16 protein-coding genes are annotated in these 24,426 nt (G+C 41.8%); 5 read left to right on the forward strand and 11 right to left on the reverse strand.

Annotated elements, in window-relative coordinates; translation table 11 throughout:
• Positions 1-26: 26 nt before the first annotated feature.
• From BM101_RS11580 to allD, 5 genes are all read right to left on the reverse strand, one after another.
• On the reverse strand, positions 27-4,421 hold the full coding sequence (locus tag BM101_RS11580) for a coiled-coil domain-containing protein (protein ID WP_087032371.1): 4,395 nt from the start codon (positions 4,419-4,421) through the stop codon (positions 27-29).
• Positions 4,414-5,127 carry a DUF6063 family protein gene (locus BM101_RS11585; RefSeq protein WP_087032370.1) on the reverse strand — a complete coding sequence of 238 codons (714 nt, stop codon included), beginning with the start codon at positions 5,125-5,127 and terminating at the stop codon, positions 4,414-4,416. The genes BM101_RS11580 and BM101_RS11585 overlap by 8 nt, the downstream gene beginning before the upstream one ends.
• Entirely contained in the window at positions 5,117-6,748 is a 1,632-nt protein-coding gene (locus BM101_RS11590; RefSeq protein ID WP_087032368.1) for a hypothetical protein, read from the reverse strand. Before BM101_RS11590 ends, BM101_RS11585 begins: the two co-directional genes overlap by 11 nt.
• Positions 6,749-6,752: 4 nt before the next feature.
• A complete protein-coding gene (locus BM101_RS11595) occupies positions 6,753-7,763 on the reverse strand; it encodes a Wadjet anti-phage system protein JetD domain-containing protein (protein ID WP_087032367.1) in 1,011 nt (336 codons plus the stop codon).
• A gap of 567 nt (positions 7,764-8,330) precedes the next feature.
• Positions 8,331-9,398 (reverse strand): ureidoglycolate dehydrogenase, encoded by a 1,068-nt coding sequence (allD, locus tag BM101_RS11600; protein ID WP_087032366.1) that lies wholly within the window; start codon positions 9,396-9,398, stop codon positions 8,331-8,333.
• 500 nt (positions 9,399-9,898) lie between these two features.
• Here allD and BM101_RS11605 point away from each other — a divergent pair, with 500 nt between their 5' ends.
• Positions 9,899-10,453 (forward strand): NADPH-dependent FMN reductase, encoded by a 555-nt coding sequence (locus BM101_RS11605; RefSeq protein ID WP_087032363.1) that lies wholly within the window; start codon positions 9,899-9,901, stop codon positions 10,451-10,453.
• Between the two features lie 382 nt (positions 10,454-10,835).
• Here the strand turns inward: BM101_RS11605 and BM101_RS11610 are convergent, their stop codons facing one another.
• Positions 10,836-12,071 (reverse strand): RNA-guided endonuclease InsQ/TnpB family protein, encoded by a 1,236-nt coding sequence (locus tag BM101_RS11610; RefSeq protein ID WP_087032361.1) that lies wholly within the window; start codon positions 12,069-12,071, stop codon positions 10,836-10,838.
• A gap of 208 nt (positions 12,072-12,279) precedes the next feature.
• On the opposite strand from BM101_RS11610, the gene BM101_RS11615 reads away from it, so the two are divergent.
• Positions 12,280-13,596 (forward strand): FAD-binding oxidoreductase, encoded by a 1,317-nt coding sequence (locus BM101_RS11615; RefSeq protein ID WP_087032359.1) that lies wholly within the window; start codon positions 12,280-12,282, stop codon positions 13,594-13,596.
• A gap of 251 nt (positions 13,597-13,847) precedes the next feature.
• Here BM101_RS11615 and BM101_RS14580 read toward each other — a convergent pair whose 3' ends face one another.
• Positions 13,848-14,261: a DUF2975 domain-containing protein gene (locus tag BM101_RS14580; protein ID WP_087032358.1), complete on the reverse strand. Its 414-nt coding sequence runs from the start codon at positions 14,259-14,261 to the stop codon at positions 13,848-13,850.
• 751 nt (positions 14,262-15,012) lie between these two features.
• Here BM101_RS14580 and fabV point away from each other — a divergent pair.
• The gene (fabV, locus tag BM101_RS11625) at positions 15,013-16,209 is read left to right on the forward strand and encodes an enoyl-ACP reductase FabV (RefSeq protein ID WP_177194498.1); all 1,197 of its coding nucleotides are present in this window, start codon (positions 15,013-15,015) and stop codon (positions 16,207-16,209) included.
• A 55-nt stretch (positions 16,210-16,264) separates the two neighbouring features.
• Here the strand turns inward: fabV and BM101_RS14585 are convergent, their stop codons facing one another.
• Both BM101_RS14585 and BM101_RS11635 read right to left on the reverse strand, forming a co-directional pair.
• Entirely contained in the window at positions 16,265-16,429 is a 165-nt protein-coding gene (locus BM101_RS14585) for a JAB domain-containing protein (protein WP_087032356.1), read from the reverse strand.
• A gap of 500 nt (positions 16,430-16,929) precedes the next feature.
• Complete coding sequence (locus tag BM101_RS11635) at positions 16,930-17,832, reverse strand: TetR/AcrR family transcriptional regulator (RefSeq protein ID WP_087032354.1); 903 nt, start codon at positions 17,830-17,832, stop codon at positions 16,930-16,932.
• A gap of 180 nt (positions 17,833-18,012) precedes the next feature.
• On the opposite strand from BM101_RS11635, the gene BM101_RS11640 reads away from it, so the two are divergent.
• Positions 18,013-19,491 (forward strand): DHA2 family efflux MFS transporter permease subunit, encoded by a 1,479-nt coding sequence (locus BM101_RS11640; RefSeq protein ID WP_087032353.1) that lies wholly within the window; start codon positions 18,013-18,015, stop codon positions 19,489-19,491.
• 210 nt (positions 19,492-19,701) lie between these two features.
• Here BM101_RS11640 and BM101_RS11645 read toward each other — a convergent pair whose 3' ends face one another.
• Positions 19,702-19,989, reverse strand: coding sequence for a putative quinol monooxygenase (locus tag BM101_RS11645; protein WP_087032351.1), 288 nt, complete (start codon positions 19,987-19,989; stop codon positions 19,702-19,704).
• A 551-nt stretch (positions 19,990-20,540) separates the two neighbouring features.
• On the reverse strand, positions 20,541-22,847 hold the full coding sequence (locus tag BM101_RS11650; protein ID WP_087032349.1) for a glycoside hydrolase family 2 protein: 2,307 nt from the start codon (positions 22,845-22,847) through the stop codon (positions 20,541-20,543).
• 198 nt (positions 22,848-23,045) lie between these two features.
• Between BM101_RS11650 and BM101_RS11655 the strand changes: the two genes are divergently transcribed.
• Positions 23,046-24,293 carry a helix-turn-helix domain-containing protein gene (locus tag BM101_RS11655; RefSeq protein ID WP_218149931.1) on the forward strand — a complete coding sequence of 416 codons (1,248 nt, stop codon included), beginning with the start codon at positions 23,046-23,048 and terminating at the stop codon, positions 24,291-24,293.
• The last annotated feature ends 133 nt before the right edge of the window (positions 24,294-24,426 follow it).

Genomic DNA, 24,426 nt, shown 5'->3' on the forward strand with positions numbered 1-24,426 from the left:
CTTTCACAAAGCCAGGGTCCTCATTGTCAGAACAAATCCATCTGGTCGATTTCTTCGGTTATTTTGAAGTTGGAGGACTCCATTACTTCCTCCGTCTCTTCCCCTTTCAGATGTTCTCCCCGCAAGAACTGCACGCTGCCCTTCAGTTTTGAAGAAATCAGATTCAGCACATAGATGTTGTCAAAGCGATTATAGATGCTGTCCCCGCCTAAGCCGGAAAGGCAAACCAGTTGCGTGTTGCTCTTCTTGGCGATTTCCATCAGCGGCTTCAGTAAATGATCGGCATTCGTCTGCGCAAACGGATTGTCCATCACCAGGACCTTGCTGTTCTCTTTTTCTGCGAAGATGTCCGTTTCATCCCTTCCCATATAGGACAACAGACTGGACAGGATGACGAAGGCGGAAAGGAAACCTTCCCCTCCGGAATTCTTCGCCACGTCATTCCAGGTGATTTGGCGCTCCCTCTCCTCTTCAATTTTGAACAGTTTGATTTCAATGCTGCTGATTGTCACGACTTCGTTGTACAGATTTTTCGTTGTGATCGCCGCGGAGATCGTCTCTTCGGCGTTCTCGTTCTGATCTAATCTGTCCAAGGTTCTTGCCGTCACCGTGTCCAGCAAATCGTTGAGCCGCTGCTTGTACAATGCCTGATTTTCTTCCCAATCGGGCAAGATGATTCTAAGCATTTTGATGGAGCGTCCCCTGATGTTGATGGAAGAATTTTTGTCTATCTTGCCGAGGTTTTCGTGGACCTCACGTATGTAATCAAAAATACTTTGAAGGACGTTTTCCTTCTCTTTCTGGATCAACTCAATATCCGCTGCCAATTTTTCCATCAGCGTGCGGTAAGAATCAAAGATGATATCCAAATTCCCCAAAAGAGCATTTGGATCGTTTGAAAGATCATTCAGCGTCTCCAGAGGTATCCTGAAGAAGTCATCGCTGTTGAATACTTTTTTGCGGAGAACCCTCTCGATTTCCCTACCCAATTGTATGCTCTTTTCGTTTTCATCGGACTGGGATCGCTTGTAATCGCGCAACATTTCCCCCCTGAATCGATCCAGTTCCTCATAATCCACTTCGATTTCGACTTCCGAGACGACCGGGAAGTAGTCGTACTCCACCAACGCACTACGGTTTTCGCTTATCCGTTTCATCTGTGACTCAAGTTTACTCGCCGCCTGTTCGATTCCTTTTTTCCGGTCTTCCAGGACAGAGATTGTTTCGGCAAAATCATAGTCCTTGATTTCGTTGCGCGTTTTTGGATCTTCCTTGCCGTGATTCTTCTTCAGGTCGGCGAAGTGCCCTTTGATTGTGGTTTCAATCACGGCGATTTCTTTACTGTAACCGGTGATTTCAGCGTTTATTTCTTCCGTCTTCTTCCGCAGCCTTACGATTTCCCGCCGCGTCTGCTGCTCTTTATACAGGTCGTGCCACACTTCCTTGAATTGGCTTTCCTCCAGGGCGTATTCCTTCATTTTCGCCGTGAGTTCATTCTCTTTTGACTCGAACCTTTTCTGCTCCCTTTCCAATCTGTCCTCAAGGTTCTTCACGTCATCTGTGATTTTCTTCGAGAGGCTCTCGAAGCGGGATTCGATGTCTTCGATGTCCTTCTCGACCAAAGTGCCTTCTTTGAAAGCACGATAGCTCTCCAATTTTTCTCCTATTCGCAATTCATTATTCTGAAGATACCTCAACCTTTCCTCTTGTTTGCCTTTATCAGCTTCAAGGGCTTTCTTCAGATTTTTTTGCTCATCAAGTTGGGAAAGAATGGCAGCCTCTTCATCTTTCAGCTGTTTTTGCCTTTCCAGGTGGCCGCAGTATTTGGCGTATTCCCCTCTGAATTCCTCCAAATCGTCCATCCGTCTCCGCAAAGCGCCATCTTCATCCCTCTTCAACTTCAATTCAGCAGCCGCCGAATCGCATTCTTTCGTGATAGCGGAGATGGAAGTCCTCAAATCGGAAAGTTTTTGATCTGTATAGGAAATCTCGCCTTCCAATGCTTTTTTGTCCGCTTCTGCACTGGAATAGCTTTCCTTGTCGACTCTGGTGGAAAACACTTGGTTTTTCTTGCCTTCGAGAAAATCGATTTCGTTCTGCTTCTCTTGGATTCTGTCCTCCAGGCCAAGAATATCCTCTTTCTTTTTCCGGACGATGATTTCCAGTTCTTCTTTGTCGATCAGCTTATTGTTGAAGGAAATCAGGAAATTGACTTTGCCCAATGCCAACAATTTCTTTTCGCCGGATGCGAAGGCATGGTCCAATTCCTCCCGGCACAAGATCACGATCGGATACGAGGTGAAGCTTTCTATCGGTTCCTTCTCCAGATTTTCGATATCCCGTCTGTTCATGATCAAAGAATAGGGAATGAACGGGTTGTCGCGGACTAACTTTTCCCCTGCCGCCTTCGCATTTTCGGAATTCCGCAGCCATTCCATCCCGTAGGTCACCAGTATGTCGCGTTTCCTGAATTCCGCTGCAATGTCGCCCGGCAGTTCCGCTATTTTGCCGGTCTGCAGTTTGTTCCGTTCCGCTTTTTCCTTCTCCAGTTGCGAATGCAACTTGGTCTGCTCTTTTCTTGTTGCAGTAATCCGTTTGTCGAATGCGTCGACTATGCTGTCTTTTTCGAATAGCTGCTCTTCACTGAAACCGATGTATTTAAGGGTATCTTTCCTTTCGGATAGCTCCTGCTCAAACTGTTGAAACATATGGATAGTGTTTTTCAATTTTTCGTTATCGGTGGCTTGCTTCGTTCTTGCATCCATTTCGTCCCGTTCCTGGGACCTCTTTTCTTCGGACTTGTTGTGCAGAAGGTCGTTTAATGCGGCGATTCTCTTTGAAACGGCATCCCATTGTTTGCGGTAATCCAGCTCCGCCCCGCTCAGCATCCCCTCATCGTAATATCCGGTGAGATTTCTCATAAACCGTACGTCATATCTTTTGTTGAACCGGCCTTCGGATTCCTCAAACCCTTTGATGCGTTCATCGACCCTACCTAATGCCGATGCGGCTTGATTCCAATCGGTATTCAGCGAATTGACTTCCGTTTCGGCCTTTTCGATTCCATCTTCCAGCTTCTCTACGGCCAGCGCAATTTCAGCCGAATTTTTCCGGGCTGCCTCTTGCTCCTTGCCGTAGTGCACGCCGAGGGTATAACCTAAATTGTCCCTTTCGGAACTCATGTCTTTCGTGTCGCTTTTCAGTATTTCCAGTTCATTTTCCAGTGATTGAACTTCCTTGGAGAAGTTTCGATACTCCTCGAATAACTTGGCACACTCCAAAATATTGCGCAGCTGCTCCTGTTCCTGAAGGAGCAACCCATTTGCATCGAGGTCATTCTGTGCCCTGGCTATCGTCCCTTCGACCCTTTCCTTTTCTTCTTGGCATCGATATATTTCCAGGGAAAGTTTCTCATACCGGATGTCCTCCATCTCTTCTGCGATACGCGCGGTCTGTTCACGCAAATTTTCCTTCAGCGAGTCCAGTTCGGCCTTTTTCCTGTCAATCGTCATCACCAGGTTGGCGATCCTATTTTCGAATGCCGAACGTTCATTTTTGCACGTTTGAAGCGCGTCAGCGTGACTCCGGATGCTTTCCCCGTCCACAAAAATTTCTTCGATGGAGGCCTTTTTATCTATTTTCGACTTATTTTCCCTGTATTGTTTGGCATAACGGAAGACGATTTTCCGGAAGTTCTCGATTTTGTCCTCGTCAATATTGAGCTTGTCCTCCACCGTTTTCAGGAACCATTTTTCGATCAGCCCTTCCGCACTTTTTGATTCAACGAAAAGTTCTGATAGACCCGATTCCTTGAGGTTGATTTTGTGTATGATGGACTCCCATTCCTTGTGGTTGATCTGGTATTCCTTCAGTTTTTCAAAATAGCTTTTTGACTGCTGATAGTGCGTCATATCATAGTAATTGAAGTTGCATTCCTGGTTTTTCTTCAGGGACTCGAACAAGGACTTCGCATTTCCGAAGCTCTTGACCTTTTTTCTCCCTTCATCCGTTTCAACAAGTGATATATTGTGGATATCATTCGGATTTTGCCCTCTGTATTCGTGGATGAAATTGACGATCTCCAGATCATCTTTGGAATCTTCATCGGATGCGTAACTTCTTTTTCGGACCATCATCCCGGTAAGGACCTTGTTTGCTGCGCCGTCCAGCTCCCACTCCACCAAAATGTAGGTAGGGATAGTGGACGTGAAGTAACTCGAAAAAGAACGGTCCTTCAGGTTCCGGTATCTTTTGGTCACGAAAGGGGCCAACATCATTTGCACAAGGACCGTCTTGCCTCCCCCGTTCCTTAACGAAAGAAGCGTGCTATCCCCATTCAATTGGAAAAGCTCATCATCGATTCTCATCGTGTTATTGTTGTAGTTCAGGTTGATGATTCTGACAGCATTGATTCTACTCATGTTCTTCCTCCCCTAAAGCGATCAGGACTCTGTTGTAGTTGTTTTTGTTCAGTATGTTCCAGTCCATGAAATGATCCAGTTTCTTCGAGGTCGTAATCATGTCATCGACCTCAACATAAACAATCAGCCCCTGACCCTCCAGGAATTTCAGGATCGTGTACAAAAATCCCTCCTTGGTGGTTTTCGAACGGCTTGTCCTGTCACCGCTCTTCAGCGCTTCGAAGCGTTCCTGCATATTCGAGAAGGCAATTCCCTCATTGTCCTGTTCGCTCTCATCCTTCTCGGCGCCTTCCTGCAGCCTATTGGATAGGATGTTCAGCAAGTCTCCTCCCCTCAGATAATTCCGTGATTTGGCCGAGCTCCCCTGCGAGCCGTACATTTCGACCAAAAGCGTCACTATCACGAATTGGGACAGGTAGTAGTCTTTGTCGTTCGCATTGCTCCTGCAAAGCTCGGATTTCAGCTCCCCCTTCGAATACCCTAGAAAATCGTTGTCTTCTTTCGGAATGAGGTAAATCGTTCCGCCGTATTTTTCGACAACGCAGTCGCTGGTTTCCCCTTGCTGCTTCACCAGATTCATCACGCGTTCGTTCTCCGAATAGGCCCTGTACAGCTCCTTATCGTCTTTTTCGTTCAATTCCCCATTTTTCAGAAGATGATAAAAAATGGTTTGGCTGTATTTGATGTCTTCCGCCTCATAGGCCATGTTGCTTCCCCCTCTTCACCTCAAATAAAATATCCGAGCAGGTCACGACCTTGACCATGCCATCCTTGCTGGCAAGTTCGCGGAACTTTACCTTTTCCTTACCGGATAGCTTGCTTGCCGTTACGTAGGTGATGTCCCGTAGTTCCGGCGACTCCTCCACAATGCTCAAGATGGTTTCGTTCAATTGGAATTGCGGCGCAAAATCATCCGTATATTGCGCCTTTTCCTTCTGGAGCTCCTGCACATCCACCGACTTGTTCTTAAGCAATTCGATGACGATTTCCCGGAATATTTCGACTGTCGGAATCAGCTTTTCCAGGAGATCCCTTTCCTTCGACACGACGGCGCTGATTTCATGCAAGGTGATTCCCCCTCTTTCGTTCGCCAAACGCAACATGACCTGCAAGGAATGCTTGTATTTGTCCAGTTTTTCTTTCCGTATGCGCAGTTGCTCCGCTTCCCATTCCTCTTCATCAAAGGAAAGCATCTCTTCATCATCCTCCAAATCTTTTTTTCGGATTGTCTTTTGATACTGGAGCGATTTGTTGATATTGTAGGTTTTTTTGACTTTCTTTTTGAAAAGAGGCGCCAAAAAATAGTGGATGTTCTTCAGTTTCCCGGCGTCTTCGAATACCAAATCATACATGTCTTTACGGATATTGAACCTTTTTATCAAAGACATCTGCGAAAGATCTTCCAATTCCTTCGCGTAAACGTCTTTCAGATCGAAGTGGGCAATCAGCAGTTTCTGCTGCTCTTCGATGGCGCGCGACAGATACAGTTCAATGGTCTTCAGATAGCTCAGATTGTCATGTTCTTCTTTATCCAGCTTTTTGATGTTGATGTCCTGTTCCTCGAATTCGGCGATTCGCTCGCGGACGTGATTTTTATAGCTGTCGAACTTGTTTTTGGTCGTCTCCAATGAACGCAGGTTTTCATCCATCAGCGTCTTGTATTCCTGCACCGAATAAGAGAGGGCATTTTGTTTGATCCGCAGGACAGCCTCCTGCATTTTCTGAAGTTGGATTCTGAGTAAATTGAAGATATTCTTTACATCTTCGACCGCTTTGTCATAGCTCTGCTTCTCCATATGCATCTTGAAGATGAATTCATGGATGGTCAGCCTCATGTTCGCCTCCATCTCCAAAGTGGAAAGCAACAGTGAGTAGCCGTCATTGGAAAGCTTGAAGCTTGTCCGTCGCACGGTATCTTCAAGATAAATGATTTCGTTGTTCAGAAAGCTGATATTGATTGCCTGATACTCCTTTTCGGAAAAATCATACCCATTGAAATACATGGCTTTCCCATCATCGCAGAGAACGGTGTTGATGATGAAGTCAGCCAATTCCTTGCATTCCTCATAGGTCAGCATTTTTTTCAGATAACTCATATTAAGGTCATCCACAAAGCTGCCTATATCGTCCAATGTGCAGGGCTCATCCTTCAGGGACTGTTCCATGACGTAAAGGAGGACCGCAAAGATGATGTTCGTCTGCTCATCGAAGTTCTCGAACCCAAACTTTTTCCAGGTGGTCTTCTGCATGCTGTTTTTGTACAGTAGGGCATAGGCCCCCACCCGTTTCATTCTTTCGTCAAAATTATTCAAAAATTCATACTCCATCGGCTCAGAAGTCTCCTATATTCAATATTTCCTGCGGGATATATTCGTCCCTCTCCAGGATGCTTACAATCGCTTCCCGGTATTCATCATTGAATTCCCGTAAAAACAGTTCCGAAATATTTCGGTTCTGCCCAGCTTTTGTTTTGGGCAAAGACATGTCCATCCTCAAATATTTATCGATCATCGCAGTATAGCCCTCAATAAACGGCTGGAGGGTGTGTTCGCCAGCGATTTCCCTCTTCAGCGATTCATAAATGATGATGCCTTCATAATCCAGGTCCCCGAAGTACAGGATGGTATTGTCGGCATTCGCTATATACGGTTCAACGCAAATGTTGAAGTCACCGAAGCTCTTGTTTATGTTTTTGCCGCCTCCATACACCAATGTTGAGATTTCCGTTTTGAATATGTCGTGACTCCCCTCCAAAAGATGTTTCCGCATACTGTAAAAGGTATCCTTATTCTCCAGTATCAGGACATTTTGCGGTATCTGCTTGCTGTGGGAGTAGTACGCAAGGGGAATTGCAGTGGCATAATAGTTCAGGTGTCCCTCCGCTAGCCCGAGATTCCTCAAAATCCTGACGCCGCCTTCTATGCTGAGAAATTTTTCCCTTCCCCATATTTCAAAACTGCGCTCGTTGATGGATATCCTATTCTTCAATTTGTCGCCATGGTGCAAAAGATAGGTATTCAGTTTCAGCACCTCAGCTCGATCACCCTTGTATGCTGCGATGTTCCTTAAATAGTAGCTTGTATCCAATTTCATATCCATTGCATACCTTAATTCGTTCGTCAATTCGGTATTGTCTTCCCCAATCGGCATGACCCGATAGGCCGTCCGCAATGCAGGGCTTTTCCCATTCGGCTTGCTGCTCTTCACGACTTCAATTATGCCTACATCAAGAAGTTCGATAATTTTATCGTATAATATTTTGTAATCTTCCATGCCGTAAAATTTTTCTATTTCGGTTAATGATACCTTCTTCTTGCCTAAAGATCGGATGTCCTTTTTCATAGTGATAATCACCCCACAGTTGATTGGTAAAATCCCTCGCTTAATTGGATAATCTCTTTGAACTGACAATATATTGTCAGTTTCTTATTCTATCATACCCTATCTTGCTGTCATTTTTCTCGAAAACTTCAGACAACCTAAATCCACGCTTCAATTATAATGAGGATTTCGAACAAGTCAGTAGCATCAATGCTTTAAGAGATCTTTATTGTTCATCCACCTCTTTATAGTACCTTTTTATAACAAGGTAAGAATCCATTTTTATCAAGCATTACCGTAATTTTCGTTACACTGATTGCAAGGCGAATGTGGCTGCTCCTATACGTACGAAATGAGCACGGCTGATGCCACTTTTTCGGGATCATGTTCATCCCAAAGAATGATCATTTCACTATCCGATTCAAGAGAACATATGTGACCAACATGAAAAAACCGCATGAAATCAAACGGGTAAACGTTGATTTCATACGGTTTCTGATAGTTTCATTTGGATCGTTTGCGCCAAAATGTCATTTATGCCCCAACCTGACTTCATGATGAACCCTTTTTTCCCTCCCAAGCAACAAATCAGTTAGCGAATGGGCTTAAACCTTCATAGCTGTCGTTGTGGATTACATCCGATTTTAAGTAGTTGATGATCGATTCTGGAATTTCCACACCTTCAGATTTATTTCTCTCGTAGCGCTCGTTTGACCCTTGGCCTGGATAACGGACACTTGTAAAGCCTGCCGCTGGTTCGATGGCGTTTAATTCATCCATCGTTTGGGTGATATGCTCCTTAAAGGTATCGGCATCGCCAAAGCGAGCTGGGTCTAAGATAATATAGAGTTGACCTAAGTTACGACCAGCATGTAAGTCATGGTACATTGAGCTGACGTGTTTACCAAACGGCAGGTTCAATAGGACACCGGAAAGGATGTCGACCATCATCATTAATCCATAACCTTTAGGGCCGGCGATAGGTACTAACCCTCTCACCGCATGCGGATCGGTTGTTGGTTGCCCATTTTCATCTACAGCCCAGGCTGCCGGTATTTCACGCCCTTTAGAGCGTGCATCCAGGATTTTGCCCCATGCTTGAACAGTGGTTGCCATATCAAATATTAATGGCGTCTCCGTCGCACTTGGCGCACCGAATCCAATTGGGTTGGTACCGTAATACACCTCTGCACCTCCAAAAGGAACAGCCATTGGATCAGACTGAGTCATTGCCATACCAACTAAACCTGCTTCGGCAATTTTACGTAAATAGTAGGATAGTGTTCCCGTATGCCCGCATTTGGACACGCCAACAACCGCTACGCCGGATTCTTTCGCCATTTTGATCGCTGGTTCTAATGCCAAATTCGCTATATACTGTCCTTGGGCATTGTCTCCATGGAAAACACCAGAACTTTCACCGGTTTTTTCAAATTTAACTGCTGGCTCTAAAGTGATTCCACCTTTATTGATGCGTTCTGAATAGTATTCTACCCGAACCGCACCATGTGAATGCACCCCGCATAAATCCGCATAAACCAGGTGATTCGCCGTTTCGGCTGCTTGAATTTCCGGCAAACCTGCTGCTTGAAGCTTGTTATTTATCAATTCGTGCAACTCATCGGGAGTCACTTTGATTAATTTTTCTTCAGACATAACATCTCTCCTTCATTTTTTCAAAGTGATGACTAAACTGAATGCGTGATGGTAACCATCAGATGAACTGATTTTGTTTAGGGATACCCCATCATCTCCTTATATGTTAACGTTATCATAATAAATTCTGGATGAATTTAGCTGAATTGCACAAATTGACAATGGTTCTTTGGATATTTCAAACGAACAAAATTTTCTGATTCAACCCAGAGCCAATGTGCTGCATGATATTTGATTTAACCTTTTGCGAAAGAAGTCTCCCATCTCTAAACGTAGCGAAGGCGGTGAGATGAATTTCGGTTCAGCAGAGGTAAAAAAAAGTGTGACATTCCACTCTCAGCTCCCTGACGGTCGTTATATTTGTTTAATTTCAATATAGTATGATATATTCATATCATAAACAAGGAAGCGTTGTCTTCTTTGGTTCATACGCTATTGCCTGAATTTACTGGTGAACAGTTTCAGCAAGGGTGGCCTTATATTATGAGAGGGGTTTTATTATGGAAACGAAAAACGTAGCTATCTTAGTCGGCAGTTTGCGAAAGGAATCTTATAGCAGAAAAATAGCGAACATATTCGCCAGTTTATTCCCGGAAGATTGTGCCGTTTCATTTGTTGAAATTGGCAATCTTGAATTATACAATCAAGATTATGATGATGAAAACAATGCCCCCGAATCCTACAAAGCCTTCCGTGACACAATGAGAGCAATGGATGCTGTGCTCTTTGTCACACCGGAGTATAACCGTTCTGTCCCATCCGTTCTGAAGAATGCACTGGATGTAGGTTCACGGCCTTACGGCAAAAGCATCTGGAACACTAAACCTGCTGCTGTCGTAAGCGTGTCGCCCGGTAGCATGGGCGCCTTTGGTGCAAACCATCATTTACGCCAAGCATTGGTCTTCATGAACATGCCAACTTTGCAACAACCAGAAGCCTACATCGGCAACGTGCGTAATATACTGAAGGATGGCGAAGTAGAAGATGGCCATACAATGGTGTTCTTCCAATCTGTCGTTGATGCATTTGTTAATTTAATTCATTTGTATGAATAACGAACAGCTGAAAACAAAGATATATTCATAGAACAAAAAAAACCATCTATTCGCGCAATGGATGGTTTTTGTGGATTTCAAATTTTGGGGCAGGTGGATGCAGTCCATAATAATGAAATACTTTAGATAACGGATAGAGTCAACTACCCATGACTGAAGTCACGGGCTTGCCTCTCGTCACTTCGTGACGAATGCACTAGCTTCGCTAATACTTTTAGGTTTACGCCTAACGCTACGCAGTTCAAACGTCCTACGGACTCCTGAGTAGTTTGAGATAGGTTGGTCACTCAAAATGTTGGCGTTACTCACTGAAAAATTCATATTCAACCGGAATTAGGCAGCCCGACAGTTGACTTTGCCGGCAATCCAGCACATTTATGCACTAGGAATTTGCTTTTTGTTTCTCAAATTTGGGATTCTTTACACCGCTTGCATATTGCGTTCCAAGCTGTTGAATATTCATTGCTCCAACACGGTCATCGTTTGAGCGATAACCACATTGACAGTGATATTCGTGATTGTGGTGATCCCGATTAGATTTTTTGATTGTGCCACACTTAGGACAACGCTGACTTGTATACGCGGCACCTACTTCAACCACCATAGAGCCAACTTTGTTGGCTTTGTAGGTGAGCATTTGTTCGAATTGAAAGAACGCCCACGACACTTGCTCATAGCGTTGTGATTTCGCAACTTGTTCCGTGGCGAAACGCACACCAGTCAAATCTTCCAATACAAATACCGTATCGGAACCATATAGGGAGACGAGTGTCTTAGATAGGCAGTGGTTCACATCTGCCATCCAGCGGTTCTCTCGTCTTTCCATTTTCCGGATACGGCGTTTGGAATTCCTGGTGTTGCGTGTCTGCAAGCTACGGCGCAGTTCCTTGTAGCGCCTGCGCTTTTTCACGACTGCACTTCCGTTGAAGAAAATGGTCTTGTCTTTTTCGTCATAGGTTGTCACTAATTGGCGCAACCCTCTGTCGACTCCAACAACGTGGTTGACGTCTGTCAATTCCATTTCGGCAATTTCTTTTTTTACCGAAATATGCAAGAACCAATTCTTGCCTGACTTGACCAATTTAGCCAAACCAAACGCCCATGTACCGTCAAGATACTCTTCAAACCCCTTTAGGAAAAATCCGCACTTCACGCGCCCCTTTAGCGTATTGATTGAGAACGTTTTGCCGTTATCGACAATGCTCCAATCACGATTGCGCACCAAATCCGCTTGTGGTTGAGAAAACTTGATAGGGTGCCATAGCCAATTCAGGTCCTTTTGAACTTGCATGTAAACTGGCTTTCCGTTCCCATCCTTTTTGCCGCTGTCATACTTGTTGGGACTGCTACGGAGTTGCGTTTGGACGGTTTTGTATCGGGCCGTAACTGTCCGAAAGGTTGATTGGGTCAATTGGGATTTCAAATGGAATCGTTGGCGAACATCATGATACAAAACTTCGTTTAATTTAACGGAATTCAACTCGAAATCGTGGTTAAAAACATAATCAGATACATAATTGCATGCCTGTCTATACTGTTCGCAGACTTCTTGAAACGCCAATGCGTCTTTGGGGTTCGAGAGCTTCAACTTTACTTTGATCGTCAGACTTAATTCCAAGGCATTCACCACCTTTTAATAAACCTATTATACTACAATCGCCATTGAAAGCATATTGAAAAACGAACGTAAGTTCGCTAAAAATACAAGAGGAATGATTTCGGAAATCAAGGAGGGTTGTTGGCTCGCTGGGCCAATCGGTTTCTCCTCCCACGACTGAAGTCGCGGGTTTCCGAAAACTAAAAAATCATGAAAGGAGGGGCATGAGATGGCATCCCATGCAGAAAAAATCAGCAGAATCACAAAACAATTGAAGGAGCGCAAAAGCACGGCGCCCCTAAGTTTGAAGAAGAAGGCCGTTTCTCATGAAGTACCGAAGCCGAAGGACAAGAAGCATTCGGATGAGAAGCTTGATATCAGTGATTTGGATGAGATAATCCATATTGATACAGAAAGACGCATCTGCATCGCAGAACCCGGCGTCACATTCGAAAAACTTGTGGCTACAACAATGAAACACGGGCTGGCCCCTGTTGTAGTGCCGGAGCTCAAGACCATCACCATCGGCGGTGCAGTGGCTGGGTGTTCCATTGAATCCATGTCGTACAAATTTGGCGGGTTCCATGACAACTGCCTCGAATATGAAATCGTAACAGCAAAAGGCGATATACTGATCTGCACTCCCAATAATGAGAACAAACTATTGTTCCAGATGGTGCATGGGACTTTCGGCACATTGGGAATCATCACACAGCTTACGTTCCGGCTCATTCCAGCAAAACCTTACGTGAAGGTGACTTATGAGAAATATAGAAGCCTTGAAGCATACAAGAATGCGATATGGGAGCATTACACGAAAAAAGACAGCGACTTTATGGACGGCATTATCCACTCCCCTGAAGAGTATGTCCTTAGTACAGGAGATTTTGTCGACACCGCTCCTTATACCCATAACTATGACTGGACGAGAATCTATTTTCTCAGCACGGCAAAGCGGAAAGAGGATTACCTGAAGACACCAGATTATTTTTTCCGGTACAACAAGGGCGTAACAAACGTACATCCGAAATCATTCATGGGAAGGCTATTATTCGGAAGGTTCACCAATGCCAACAATTCATTGAAGCTTGCCAAAACTTTCAGAAAGATCATACCCTCGCGCATGATCCCTATAACAGTCGATACGTTCATACCGTTCTCAAAGATGGAGGAATTCATGGAATGGTATAAAAAAGAAGTCAATCATTTCCCGTTGTGGTGCGTCCCTTACAAGGTCGTACATAAATATGAATGGCTGTCCGACGAATTCCTCAGCGAAATCAGGGATGAACTGTTCCTTGATATCGCATTATACGGCATGCGTAAAAAAGACGCGGAACATTACTACAGAATCATAGAACAAAAACTGATGGAGATTGGTGCCATCAAGACGCTCATTTCGACCAATCTGTACTCTGAAGAGGAATTCTGGAGGACATGGAACAAGAAGAACTATGATACAGTCAAGTACAGGACCGATCCTGACAACATTTTCAGAGGGCTTTACGAAAAAACCTGTCAGGCGTCCAGAGGGTTGGGGAGGTAATGCTAATCGCATCACTACTATTATCGATAGACAAAGAGCACCTAATCGAAATGGTTAGGTGCTCTTTGTCAGGTTGTGTTTGTCTATTTGATAACGGCACCGTTTTCCAATTCCGCAACAGCCAGTTCAGTCACCAGAAATATGCACAATGCAAGAACCAGGATTCCTATAAAAATAACAGCTAGCTTTAAAAAGTGTGTCGTAACTTGTTTCAGAATAACCTCACTAATTGAATTTTATCAAAACGTTAATCATTTCGGTTGTGTATCTAGAAGATTTTTTAATAGTTTTTGAAGCACGTCCACAATAGCGGTTATGATACTTGTTGCTAAAATACCCATTAGACTTAATGATATCGGGCCTGCCGGATCATCTCCTGATACTTTAGCAATTACCATTAAGGTTACTATCCCTAATATGATGAAGAAGATGGTTGTAAAGCCACATTTCTTTATGACCTTCAAAGATTTAAGTGAGAACTCGGAGAAAGCATCGTTCTTTTCAATATAGGTTAATAGTTTAAATGCTTGATACAATGCAACAGAAAACGCAATACAGCATCCATATGCATATACCAATAGGGGATAAAGCGAGTATACCCCTGGATGTGCTTTTGGTTCTCTAATGGCTATCACAGGTAACCAAAAGAAACACAAAGCAAGCATCGCAATTCCAATCAGAAAAATGATTACCTTTAAGAAAGTGGTTGAACCTTGTTGAACCTTGTTTAACCTTCATTTAAAGCACCTCACTAATTTAGATAAAATGACCCTAACACGTAATTTATCATTTTAAAACAAATTAATATCGTTAGTAATCATATTATTGTTTTTCTTATTATATCCTTTTAATTTTGACAAAAACAAACAGCATTTCTCATTACATAGAAATGCTCTTGCTATAAAATGTTAAATTTACAACTTGTTAAAGAAAACTTCCAAATAGTTTAATAAAGTAAATTCCGATATCCAAACTGCTCACTCAATCCCAGAAAATTCAAAATACATTTTATCTGCTCTGTACGCTCCAAAATTCGCACACATTGAAATATTCCCGCAACCCCGCAAGTTTTGGCGGCTGTAACATATATATAATGCCTCAACAGCAAACATTATATATGTGTTACAGCCTTGGATGATCCGGAACGCAACAACAAAGCTGAAAGCCCGTAGTTATAAGCTCTCCACTTTATCGATTCTATTCTCTTTTTTAGTTTATTTCCGAAACCATCCCAATGCTCTGACTCAGCTCATTGTCAAAGGCTCACTCGGTTTCGTTCACCAGTCATACAGTTCAGTCTATCAACTGGTAAACGCTTATGGTTAAATTAGACTTGAAATTTTTGCAGATAATTATTCTTGAGAAGCATTTTCTGGTATTATATTCTTATGACATTTCAATGGAGGAAAATCAATCATGTTGCAATTTAAACAAAATATACGGGGAAATGTAGCCCTAGGTGTAAACCCGCTTGGATGCAAGCAGGAAGTATTGAATCAAATCGAATATGTGAAAAAAAAAGGGACTTATCCAGGCCCGAAAAAGGTATTAATCATTGGTGCGTCTTCAAGCTACGGCTTAGCCACCCGGATTAGCCTGGCTTTCGGTGCGGGAGCAGATACAATTGGCGTTTCTTTTGAAAAGGGTCCGAAGAACGAAAGAAATCTCGGCACAGCTGGCTGGTACAATAATATCGCTTTTCGGGAAGCAGCTGAAAAAGAAGGTCTGGTTGCCAAAAATTTTGTGCAAGATGCCTTTAGCCACGAAAGCAAGCAAGAGGTCATCGACTATATCAAGAGCGAGTTTGGGGGTAAAATAGATCTAGTCGTTTATAGTCTGGCAAGCGGCAGAAGGACAGACCCTGATACTGGGGAGACATACATTTCCTCAATCAAAGCCCTTGGAGAGCCCGTTGTTGGTCCTAATATTAATATGCAAAATCAGGATTTCTATACGGAAACGCTGGAACCCGCAACTGAACAAGAAATCGCTGATACAGTCAAAGTGATGGGTGGAGAAGACTGGCAACTATGGATGGAAGCACTAAAAGAAGCCGATGTGTTGGCTGACGGCGTTCTAACGACTAATTATTCTTATTTAGGAACAGAGCTTAATCATGCTTATTATGGTGGTGGTACCCTTGGCCGTGCTAAAGCGGATTGTGATGAAAAGGCGAATAATATCAATGCGTTGCTGGCTGACATTAACGGCAAAGCGCAGATTGTGGTGGCAACTGCAGTTACCACTAAAGCAAGTTCGGTTATCCCTTTTTTCCCTGTTTATTGTATCGGTCTTTACAAAGTAATGGCTGAAAAAGGCACCCACGAAACACCAATTATGCATATAGACCGCATTTATCGGGAAATGATTTATGGTGACAAGGCCGAGTATGATGAAGTTGGCCGACTTAGACCTGATAGTTGGGAACTTGACAGCGACACTCAAGCCAAAACGAAGGCACTGATCCAAAAATTAAATGAAGAAAATTTTAATTCCGAAATAGCAGCTTATGACATCCTTTATAAAGAGTTCTCAATTTTAAGTGGCTTCATGGTTGATGGCTATGTTGAGCAAGAGGTTACTATAGAAGAATTAAAAGCATTAAAATATTAATCTATTTTGGTATATGATTATTTCATTGTGAAGTTTCTAGCTACAACTACCTTTTTTACAAGTATCCGCCCGTTTTAAGCGATACAAAACCATCACCGCTCAATATGATGTGGTTCAGCACGTTGATGCCCAAGAGTTCACCTGCTTCAGTCAATCTCGCTGTCGTGACAAGATCCGCGTCCGAAGGTTCAGGATTTCCGGATGGAGTATAAGGCCGAATAAAATACTAGCCGGATTACTTAGGATGGCAGTCTTGAAAATTTCGCGCGGATAAAGTAACTATTCAAGCTTCCAACGTGGCAACAGTTTAGGGTATAGGATGGTTCGTAATATCAAGGCTTCCACCGCCTCATCTTGATTTGCTCTAAGCATCTCAATGTTATCAAGGCATTCAATTGTTACAACCGTAGATGATCCGGAAGGCAAAAAAATAGCGGAAAGCCCGTCGTTAGAGGCTTTCCGTTTTATTGATTCTATTCTCTTTTTTAAGTCATTCCTACCGCAAAAGGCTCCGTATCAATAGAGACAAAAAATAATATTCGATATCTTTTAAGCTATCTTTTTAAGATTTCGATACAAAAACTCCTCAGCGTTGAGGAGCTTTTTTGTTTTCCAAGCATTTCTTTAACATATTTTCGAAAGAAGTATTCCACCTCTAAGCGTACCGCCGCCTAGGACAGTTGTCTGTCACTGCTGATAATTTCGCCTGTCGGATATCAATCAAATTGCCGAATAGCCAAGGTCATTCAAAATTTGAGTGTATCGCTTATATTCATTCGTTTGATTTAATTGAACTATGCTGTTCAATGTTGTGAGTGCACTGTTCACTAAAAATTTGCGTGGTTCTTCATGCATAAGTTCCTCTTGTACAAAGGTGATCAACTCCAGTACCAGTTCGTGCTTATCGCGGTCTGTCTGCAAGTTCTGTTCACTCATTTTTTTTAAATGTCCTGTCGCCAAGGTCAACTCATTGAAGGAGAAATCACTTTTGATTCCCCTCCCTTCCGGAAATATCTTCTCAAATTCTTCAGAAGTAAATATACAAATTTTTTCAGAGCTACTCTTTTCCACCATTTCTTCCACCAAAGACAGAGAATAACGCAATATCTCTTTAATGGAAACAGAATTATCAATAATCTTTCGCATAGATAACATACTTTGCATTACCCCTAAATAGACAATCGTTGCATCCACCAAGTAGGGTTGCTTATCCGCTGAAAAAATCTGTTGAAATCGATGATATACCCACTTATTAAAATCTTTTTTCAGCTCTTTGATAAAACAAATCAAGTCTGGATCGTCGGATGCGAGTCCATCTTCAATCAACTCATTTATCTTTTTTTCCTCATTAAAAGACATTATCACGTACATTTGTTCCGCAAATACATCCATCACAGCTATATTTTTATCAATCAAAACTTTGTCTCTCTCAATGCGCATCTCATCTTGCAACATGATGAAAGATTCTTTAAACAACTCCACTTTGGCGGAAAAATAATTATAAAAGGTTCCTTTTGATACGCCGCTTCGTTTCAAAATATCTTGTATGGATGTTGCATGGTACCCTTGCTCTATAAAGAGTTTCTGAGCCTGTTCAATCACATTTTTTTTCTTTTTATTCATAATAAACTCACTTTCTTAAAATGATAGCTGTTATCATACTCTATTATACCATTTATATACCTTGAGTACACTTTTATACTTTAAGGTGAATCCGCATTGACTTTTCGTTTACCCTAGAATATACTAGCATAGTTACTTTACGTACAAAAATATACACATGGTTCAAAAGGAGTTTTGAAAATGGAAAAAACACAAGAAAAACCAGCCTATGGTATATTAGTTATCTTGATGGTTGGAGCTTTTTTTACTTTGCTGAGTAATACGCTATTAAATGTAGCGCTCCCTTCAATTATGAAGGATTTTGCCGTCAGTGCCGCTACAGTCCAGTGGTTATCAACTGGCTATATGCTCATGAACGGGATTTTAATTCCGACCTCGGCTTTTTTAATTAAGAAATTTTCGGTAAGAAACCTATTTTTAACTGCCATCAGTTTATTTACAATCGGCACACTATTAGGTGGCCTTGCGCACATTTTCCCTGCGCTGCTTATTGCACGTATGGTACAAGCAGCTGGTGCCGCTATTATGATGCCCCTTTTAATGAATGTGCTTTATACCATGTTCCCACCTGAAAAACGAGGTTCTGCAATGGGACTGTTGGGCTTGGTTTTGATTTTCGCACCTGCAATTGGGCCAACTTTATCAGGTTGGATCATCCAAAACTATGCATGGCCGACGTTGTTCTTTATGATGGTCCCATTTTTGGTTCTTGTTTGGGCCTTAGGTTTCTTCAAATTACATGATAAAAAAGAAAAAACAGCAGATAAAATTGACGTCCTTTCTGTAATTTTAGCAGCTATCGGCTTCGGGGGCATCTTGTATGGTTTCAGTTCTGCCGGAAATGATGGCTGGGCTTCACCAAATGTATATGGTGCGATTACCGTCGGCATCATTGGATTGATTTTATTCATCACCCGTCAATTAAAAATGGATGAACCCATGCTTGACTTCAGAGTATATCAGTCACCAATGTTTGCCTTATCATCAGCTATTTCCATTACCTTGAACATGGCGATGTATTCAGCTATGATCTTGTTACCGATTTACCTGCAAAATATTCGTGGCATCTCAGCATTTGATTCAGGTCTATTGATGCTTCCAGGCGCTATGCTTATGGGAATCATGAGCCCAATTACAGGTAGACTTTTCGATGCTATTGGGCCAAAAATATTGGCTTTTGTAGGACTAGCCATTCTTGTTTTTACAACATTCCAATTCAGTAATTTAACAGATACCACTACAAAAACACACTTGCTGATGCTGTATGCTGGACGTATGTTTGGTATCTCAATGGTTATGATGCCTATCATGACAAATGGGTTGAATTCGTTATCCGCTCGTCTGACACCACACGGAACCGCTATGAACAGCACCATGACGCAAGTTTCGGGTGCGATTGGTGCAAGCTTACTTGTATCCATCATGTCAACCCGTACCGCTACACACGCTGAAGGAATAGCAAAAGAAGCAATGAGCAAATTGGATACTGTCCCCGTTGGCGATGCTTTAGCACACTTGCAGCAACAAGTAGCAATGCAAGCAACAATTTCAGGGATCAACGATGCTTTCCGCGTGGCAACCGGCATTTCAATCGTTGCTTTACTCCTGTCATTCTTCCTAAAACGTTCAGTGGGCGGCGGAAGAATCACTATTGACTAAAAACAAAGCGGAAAGCCCGTCGCTATGGGCTTTCCGCTTTTTCGATTTTATTCGCTTTTTCGAGCCATTTCTGCAGTCAGCTCAGGAATGCCGTCAAACCGCCATTCTCCTCAAAAAAATGACCTCATTTATGATATGCATGTGAGTATCATATTCAACTGAGTTTTTTTATCGCATCATTTGAGTTACGGGGGTCATAACAGATTTTAATTACTCTTTTACAAGACTAACCGTAATTTGAGGCGCATTGCGACTATAATTAGGAATTTTCTTAACGAAGTTTTGTAAATAAGACATTTTATTATGCAACTCAAACGCTTGTGGGTTTTCCCATTTTTCAACCATTACAAAATTATTTTCATCTGTAACTGCTTGGTAAAGTTGATAAGATACGCAGCCTTCTTCTTTTCTGGATGATTGAATTAGTTCTGAAATGTCATTTAAAAATTGTTGTTTTTGCTCGGGTATAATATAAAATTCTGCATTGATTACTATCATTTCTCCACCTACTTATAATTAGTTGTTTTCTCTGGCGCAAACCGTACGGATTCGTATCCTTCTTCCATCCTGCATTCCCGGAAAAGTTGTAACTAGGTCGGGTAAACCCTTGATATCACTGTGTTTTCGCCTAGTTATGTGTAAAATACATAACTAGGCGGATTAAGCCTTGAAATACTATCCAAACGTTGATTTGACGGGTTTTTCACTTGTTCCTAGTTACGTGTTGGCGGGAATCCAGGATACATGATAAGATTTTCTCCAAACAAATATTGAACTTCGGATATAATTGTCGACGGAAAAACCATATTTATCCGAAACTATTTGTTTAGGAGTCAGAATTATCAGTTTTCCATCTAAATCTTTAATCCACAAACTTTAAATTTTTTCCCATGACTATTTGTCGTTATCCCAATAATGAATATAGTCATAAAGCATATCTTCTATTTTATTACCAAGTTCCACAGCTTTTTCAAAAATGTAAGCAACTAGCTTTTTTATTATGGTCGTGATTACATTTGATAGAAAGTGGGTCAGTTAGAATTACATCCTTACTGTTCATTTTTTCTAATTTGGGATAATTCCTTGTTGAGGGTATACAGCATTTTTTCACTAAATTGATCTGACGCAATTTGAGACAGGGTATCGATTGTAAAACCTTGCATCATATCGAACATCGGATGTTCTTCCACGTCACCTAAGTATGTCGTTACTATTGCTTTTGTTTCTTCGTTTTTAAAAAGTTCTCCCACTGTGCAACGGGTAGAGTAGACATCATCCGTTATTACAAGTTCTTCAATTTCCACATCGCCTAATTCTGGCATATCGAACCAGTTGGCGACGATTCCCCCCTCTTCTTCAGGGGCAAAATAGCTTTCGTTTGGGTTAGCCACTTTATTGAACAGGGCTACATCTTGTAGGCTATTGTTACCATCATTGGCGAGTATCTTGATTTTATTTATTCCCTCTTTCAGGGAAATGTTTTCAAAGACAAAGACTTTATCCTCACTTGTAAGGGTAGTCGTTTCCCCTCCGTTTACAGACAGGTTCACTTCATTACAGTTAGAATAGACCTTGATATTGATATTATCATCTGTTCGATCTACAAAGCGTTTTCCTGTAATATGCACAAATTTTTCATCATTCCAATGTGCCTTATACAGATAAAAAGCATCCTTCTTAATCTTTCTATCATAGGTGATGAGCCCTTTGTTATTTCTTCCTCTTACACCGCCCTCATCTCTGATGTTCGCACCGAAGTCAAACATGTTCCATGCATACGTTGCCCAAAGGAAGGGGCGTTTTTCAAAAATCTTCCAAACGGTTTCATGATAAAGCGCATGGTATTCTTCAGAATAGTCTTTTATTTTTGGATCACTGCTGTGGTATTGTAAAATTCCTTCTGCACCATATTCTGAAATCGCCAGTTTTACAGTCGGATTTTTCTTATGAAAGCCATCTAACCAGCCTGCAAATTCTCCTGCTTCACCGTTATACCAGCCAAAATATTTATTGTATCCAATCGTATCTGTCACATAATTATAGTCATCTTCATCTTCAACGAACATGACGTTTGCCATTGTAGACAATCGGGTAGGGTCTTCCTTTTTCGTTAACTCATTTAATTCATTCACGAGTTTTCTTAGCTCGGGTCTTTCCCCACTAATTTGAATTTCATTCTGGATTCCCCAGAACATGATAGACGGATGATTAAAGTTTTGTCTAATCAGTTCAACCATCTGTTGTTTGGCATTAATTCCTTCTAACTCTGTTTTTGACATTAGAGAGATAAAGGGTATTTCAGCCCAAATAACCATGCCTTCTTGATCACATAAATCATAGAAATATTGATTGTGTTGATAGTGAGCTAATCTGATAGAAGTTGCCCCGATTTCTTTTATCAAGGCCATATCCTCAGCTTGCTCTTTTTCTGTGATTGCCCAGCCCATATCCTTTCGATCCTGGTGTCTTGCCACACCATGCAAAGCAAGGTGTTCCCCATTCAAGAAGAAACCTTTTTCAGCATCTACTTCAAAGTATCTGACACCGAACGGAATCGTGAGTTCATCAATCACGTCGTTAAAACTCTCCATAGACACCCTTGCTTCATACATATAGGCATTTTTTCTGCCATTCCATAATGTGGGATTTTCTATGACAAGCGGAACTTCTATTTCTTTCCGTTCTCCCGCCACTAATGTCACTTCTTTGGCAGCATAGGCGATATTTTCTCCTTCTGCATCTAGCAAATCAACCCAAAGCCGCACTTTTTTATCTTCCTCACTATCGTTCACAAGCAGTGATTTGATCGTTAAGGCAGCATTCTCTTCGTTTACTTCCTCTTGAATAACGTAAACACCTTTTGAACCATGATCCATTAAGTCAAAATGAACAGGATTGGCAATGACTAAGTTCACATCACGATAAATGCCACCGTAAAAGGTGAAGTCGGCCATTTGCGGATAGACATCATCCACATCCGTATTATCTACCTTCACAGCCAACGTGTTCTTTGCATCAAAATCAATCGCTTCCGTAAGATCGAATCTAAAAGTAGAATAGCCACCTCTATGCTGACCCAAATGTTGACCATTCAGGTAGACATCAGTTATACTATTCGCCCCCTCGAACTCAATATACACTTTGTTCCCCTGCACCGAATCATCTATCGTAAACTCTTTTCTATACCAACATGCGCCTTTATGGTAAGCAAATCCGTTTGCTCCATCAATAGCGTTCCATGTATGGGGGACTTGAACAACTTTCCAGTTTCTATCATCAAAGTCGATACCCATTGCTTGATCTTCATCTTGTTTGATAAACTTCCAGTCTTGATTGAAATGAATGATTTTTCTCATTTATTTTCCTCCTAAATTAGCTAAGCAAACTGACTGCTACGCATTCTGAATTCCTATCGTACATCCTAGCTTTACCCCTCTATCTTAGCAAGCCATCACGAAATGCACTCGCATTTTCTTGCCTAAATTAGCACATATCCGCTTTTTTTATACTTTATCTGTATAATTAAAAGTATAAGGAAGCATGGAGGAAAAGATATGATTGAAAATTGGGAAAATAATATAGACGACTTTAAGAAGAAATGCCGCATCTTACATGACGTGACTAAAATTGACGTTCGGTTAATGGATCAAGATGGCAATGTTCTTTTCCATCTCCTGGATTACCTTATCCCTGTCACACTTCAAAGTTTAGACAAAGAGTACCCTACCATAATCAAGCAACTTAGAAAGGGTGAAACAAATCGTTATTACTATCATGTCAATTCTTTTAACCTTGAATACATTGCAACGGGAATTTGGATAAAAGGCGAATGTTGCGGGGCTGTTTTAATGGGTCCTTTTATTTCGAGTATACCTGGCATTCGATTTATCAGCGATATTGTTACGAAAAACAAAGCACCCATAAGCGAACGAAAATTACTCGAAGAATTTTATCAATCTTTATCCGTCGTTAGCAGAAAAAACTCCCAAAGCATAGGCGGATTGTTAGTAAATTTATTTGCACATACTTATATTGAAACGCAATCGCTAGCGACAGAACGGGTTGCCTCCCCTCTCAATAGAGAAGAATTAAAGCTAGAAATGTCCGAGAGTAAAGAACAGATAGAGGAGCGGTTCCGATTAGAAAAAGAGATTGTGGACGCCATCGCCAAAGGAAATACAGATGAAATTGGACGTATTTTACACGACTACAACAAAGATATTTTATTAAGCTTTTTTAATCGAATACCTGAAAGCACCATTAGATCTGCAAAGAATATCGCATTGGTTATGAACACGATTTCCAGAACCGCAGCTGAAAGAGGCGGTGTTCATCCCCTTTACATTCATAATATTTCCGAAAAATTTGCTATTTTGATTGAAAGAGCCTCCAGTCTTTCCGTCTTAAAACAGTTGGGGGAAACGATGGTTTATGAATACTGTACAGCTGTAAGAGACTTTTCTACCCGTCATTATAGTCTTCTTGTTAAAAAGGCCGTGTATTACATCCATATGCATCTAGAAGAGGATTTATCATTATCTATAATTGCTGACGAGATTTACGTGAATGCCTCACATCTTTCACGTAAATTCAAAGCAGAAACTAACATGAGCATCATTGATTATATTAATAAAAAGAGAGTAGAAGAGGCGAAACTCTACTTACAAAGGGGGAATGTATCGATTACAGAGGTTTCTCTTATGGTAGGATTCAATGATTTAAATTATTTTAGTAGGGTATTTAAAAAAACTACTTCCATTTCTCCGTCGCAATATAGTAGGCGTTATAATTCTAGTCGGTAGTTGAACTACCCCCACCTACGCATTCGCTTAGAGGTGGGGGATTCCTACGAACACCGAAGTATCCCCCGGTTAATTGAGTAGGCTATCCCCACAGATTCCTGCGGTTAGAAGCCTTAAGGCTTCATTCTTGATA

The organism is Trichococcus palustris (genome assembly GCF_900114465.1).
Classification (GTDB): Bacteria; Bacillota; Bacilli; order Lactobacillales; family Aerococcaceae; genus Trichococcus; species Trichococcus palustris.

What these genes read in the sequence shown, in the direction of transcription:
- BM101_RS11580 (WP_087032371.1), bottom strand. Translation starts at nt 4,421, where the DNA reads ATGAGTAGAATCAATGCTGTCAGAATCATCAACCTGAACTACAACAAT.
- BM101_RS11585 (WP_087032370.1), bottom strand. Translation starts at nt 5,127, where the DNA reads ATGGCCTATGAGGCGGAAGACATCAAATACAGCCAAACCATTTTTTAT.
- BM101_RS11590 (WP_087032368.1), bottom strand. Translation starts at nt 6,748, where the DNA reads ATGGAGTATGAATTTTTGAATAATTTTGACGAAAGAATGAAACGGGTG.
- BM101_RS11595 (WP_087032367.1), bottom strand. Translation starts at nt 7,763, where the DNA reads ATGAAAAAGGACATCCGATCTTTAGGCAAGAAGAAGGTATCATTAACC.
- allD (WP_087032366.1), bottom strand. Translation starts at nt 9,398, where the DNA reads ATGTCTGAAGAAAAATTAATCAAAGTGACTCCCGATGAGTTGCACGAA.
- BM101_RS11605 (WP_087032363.1), top strand. Translation starts at nt 9,899, where the DNA reads ATGGAAACGAAAAACGTAGCTATCTTAGTCGGCAGTTTGCGAAAGGAA.
- BM101_RS11615 (WP_087032359.1), top strand. Translation starts at nt 12,280, where the DNA reads ATGGCATCCCATGCAGAAAAAATCAGCAGAATCACAAAACAATTGAAG.
- BM101_RS14580 (WP_087032358.1), bottom strand. Translation starts at nt 14,261, where the DNA reads ATGCTTGCTTTGTGTTTCTTTTGGTTACCTGTGATAGCCATTAGAGAA.
- fabV (WP_177194498.1), top strand. Translation starts at nt 15,013, where the DNA reads ATGTTGCAATTTAAACAAAATATACGGGGAAATGTAGCCCTAGGTGTA.
- BM101_RS11635 (WP_087032354.1), bottom strand. Translation starts at nt 17,832, where the DNA reads ATGAATAAAAAGAAAAAAAATGTGATTGAACAGGCTCAGAAACTCTTT.
- BM101_RS11640 (WP_087032353.1), top strand. Translation starts at nt 18,013, where the DNA reads ATGGAAAAAACACAAGAAAAACCAGCCTATGGTATATTAGTTATCTTG.
- BM101_RS11645 (WP_087032351.1), bottom strand. Translation starts at nt 19,989, where the DNA reads ATGATAGTAATCAATGCAGAATTTTATATTATACCCGAGCAAAAACAA.
- BM101_RS11650 (WP_087032349.1), bottom strand. Translation starts at nt 22,847, where the DNA reads ATGAGAAAAATCATTCATTTCAATCAAGACTGGAAGTTTATCAAACAA.
- BM101_RS11655 (WP_218149931.1), top strand. Translation starts at nt 23,046, where the DNA reads ATGATTGAAAATTGGGAAAATAATATAGACGACTTTAAGAAGAAATGC.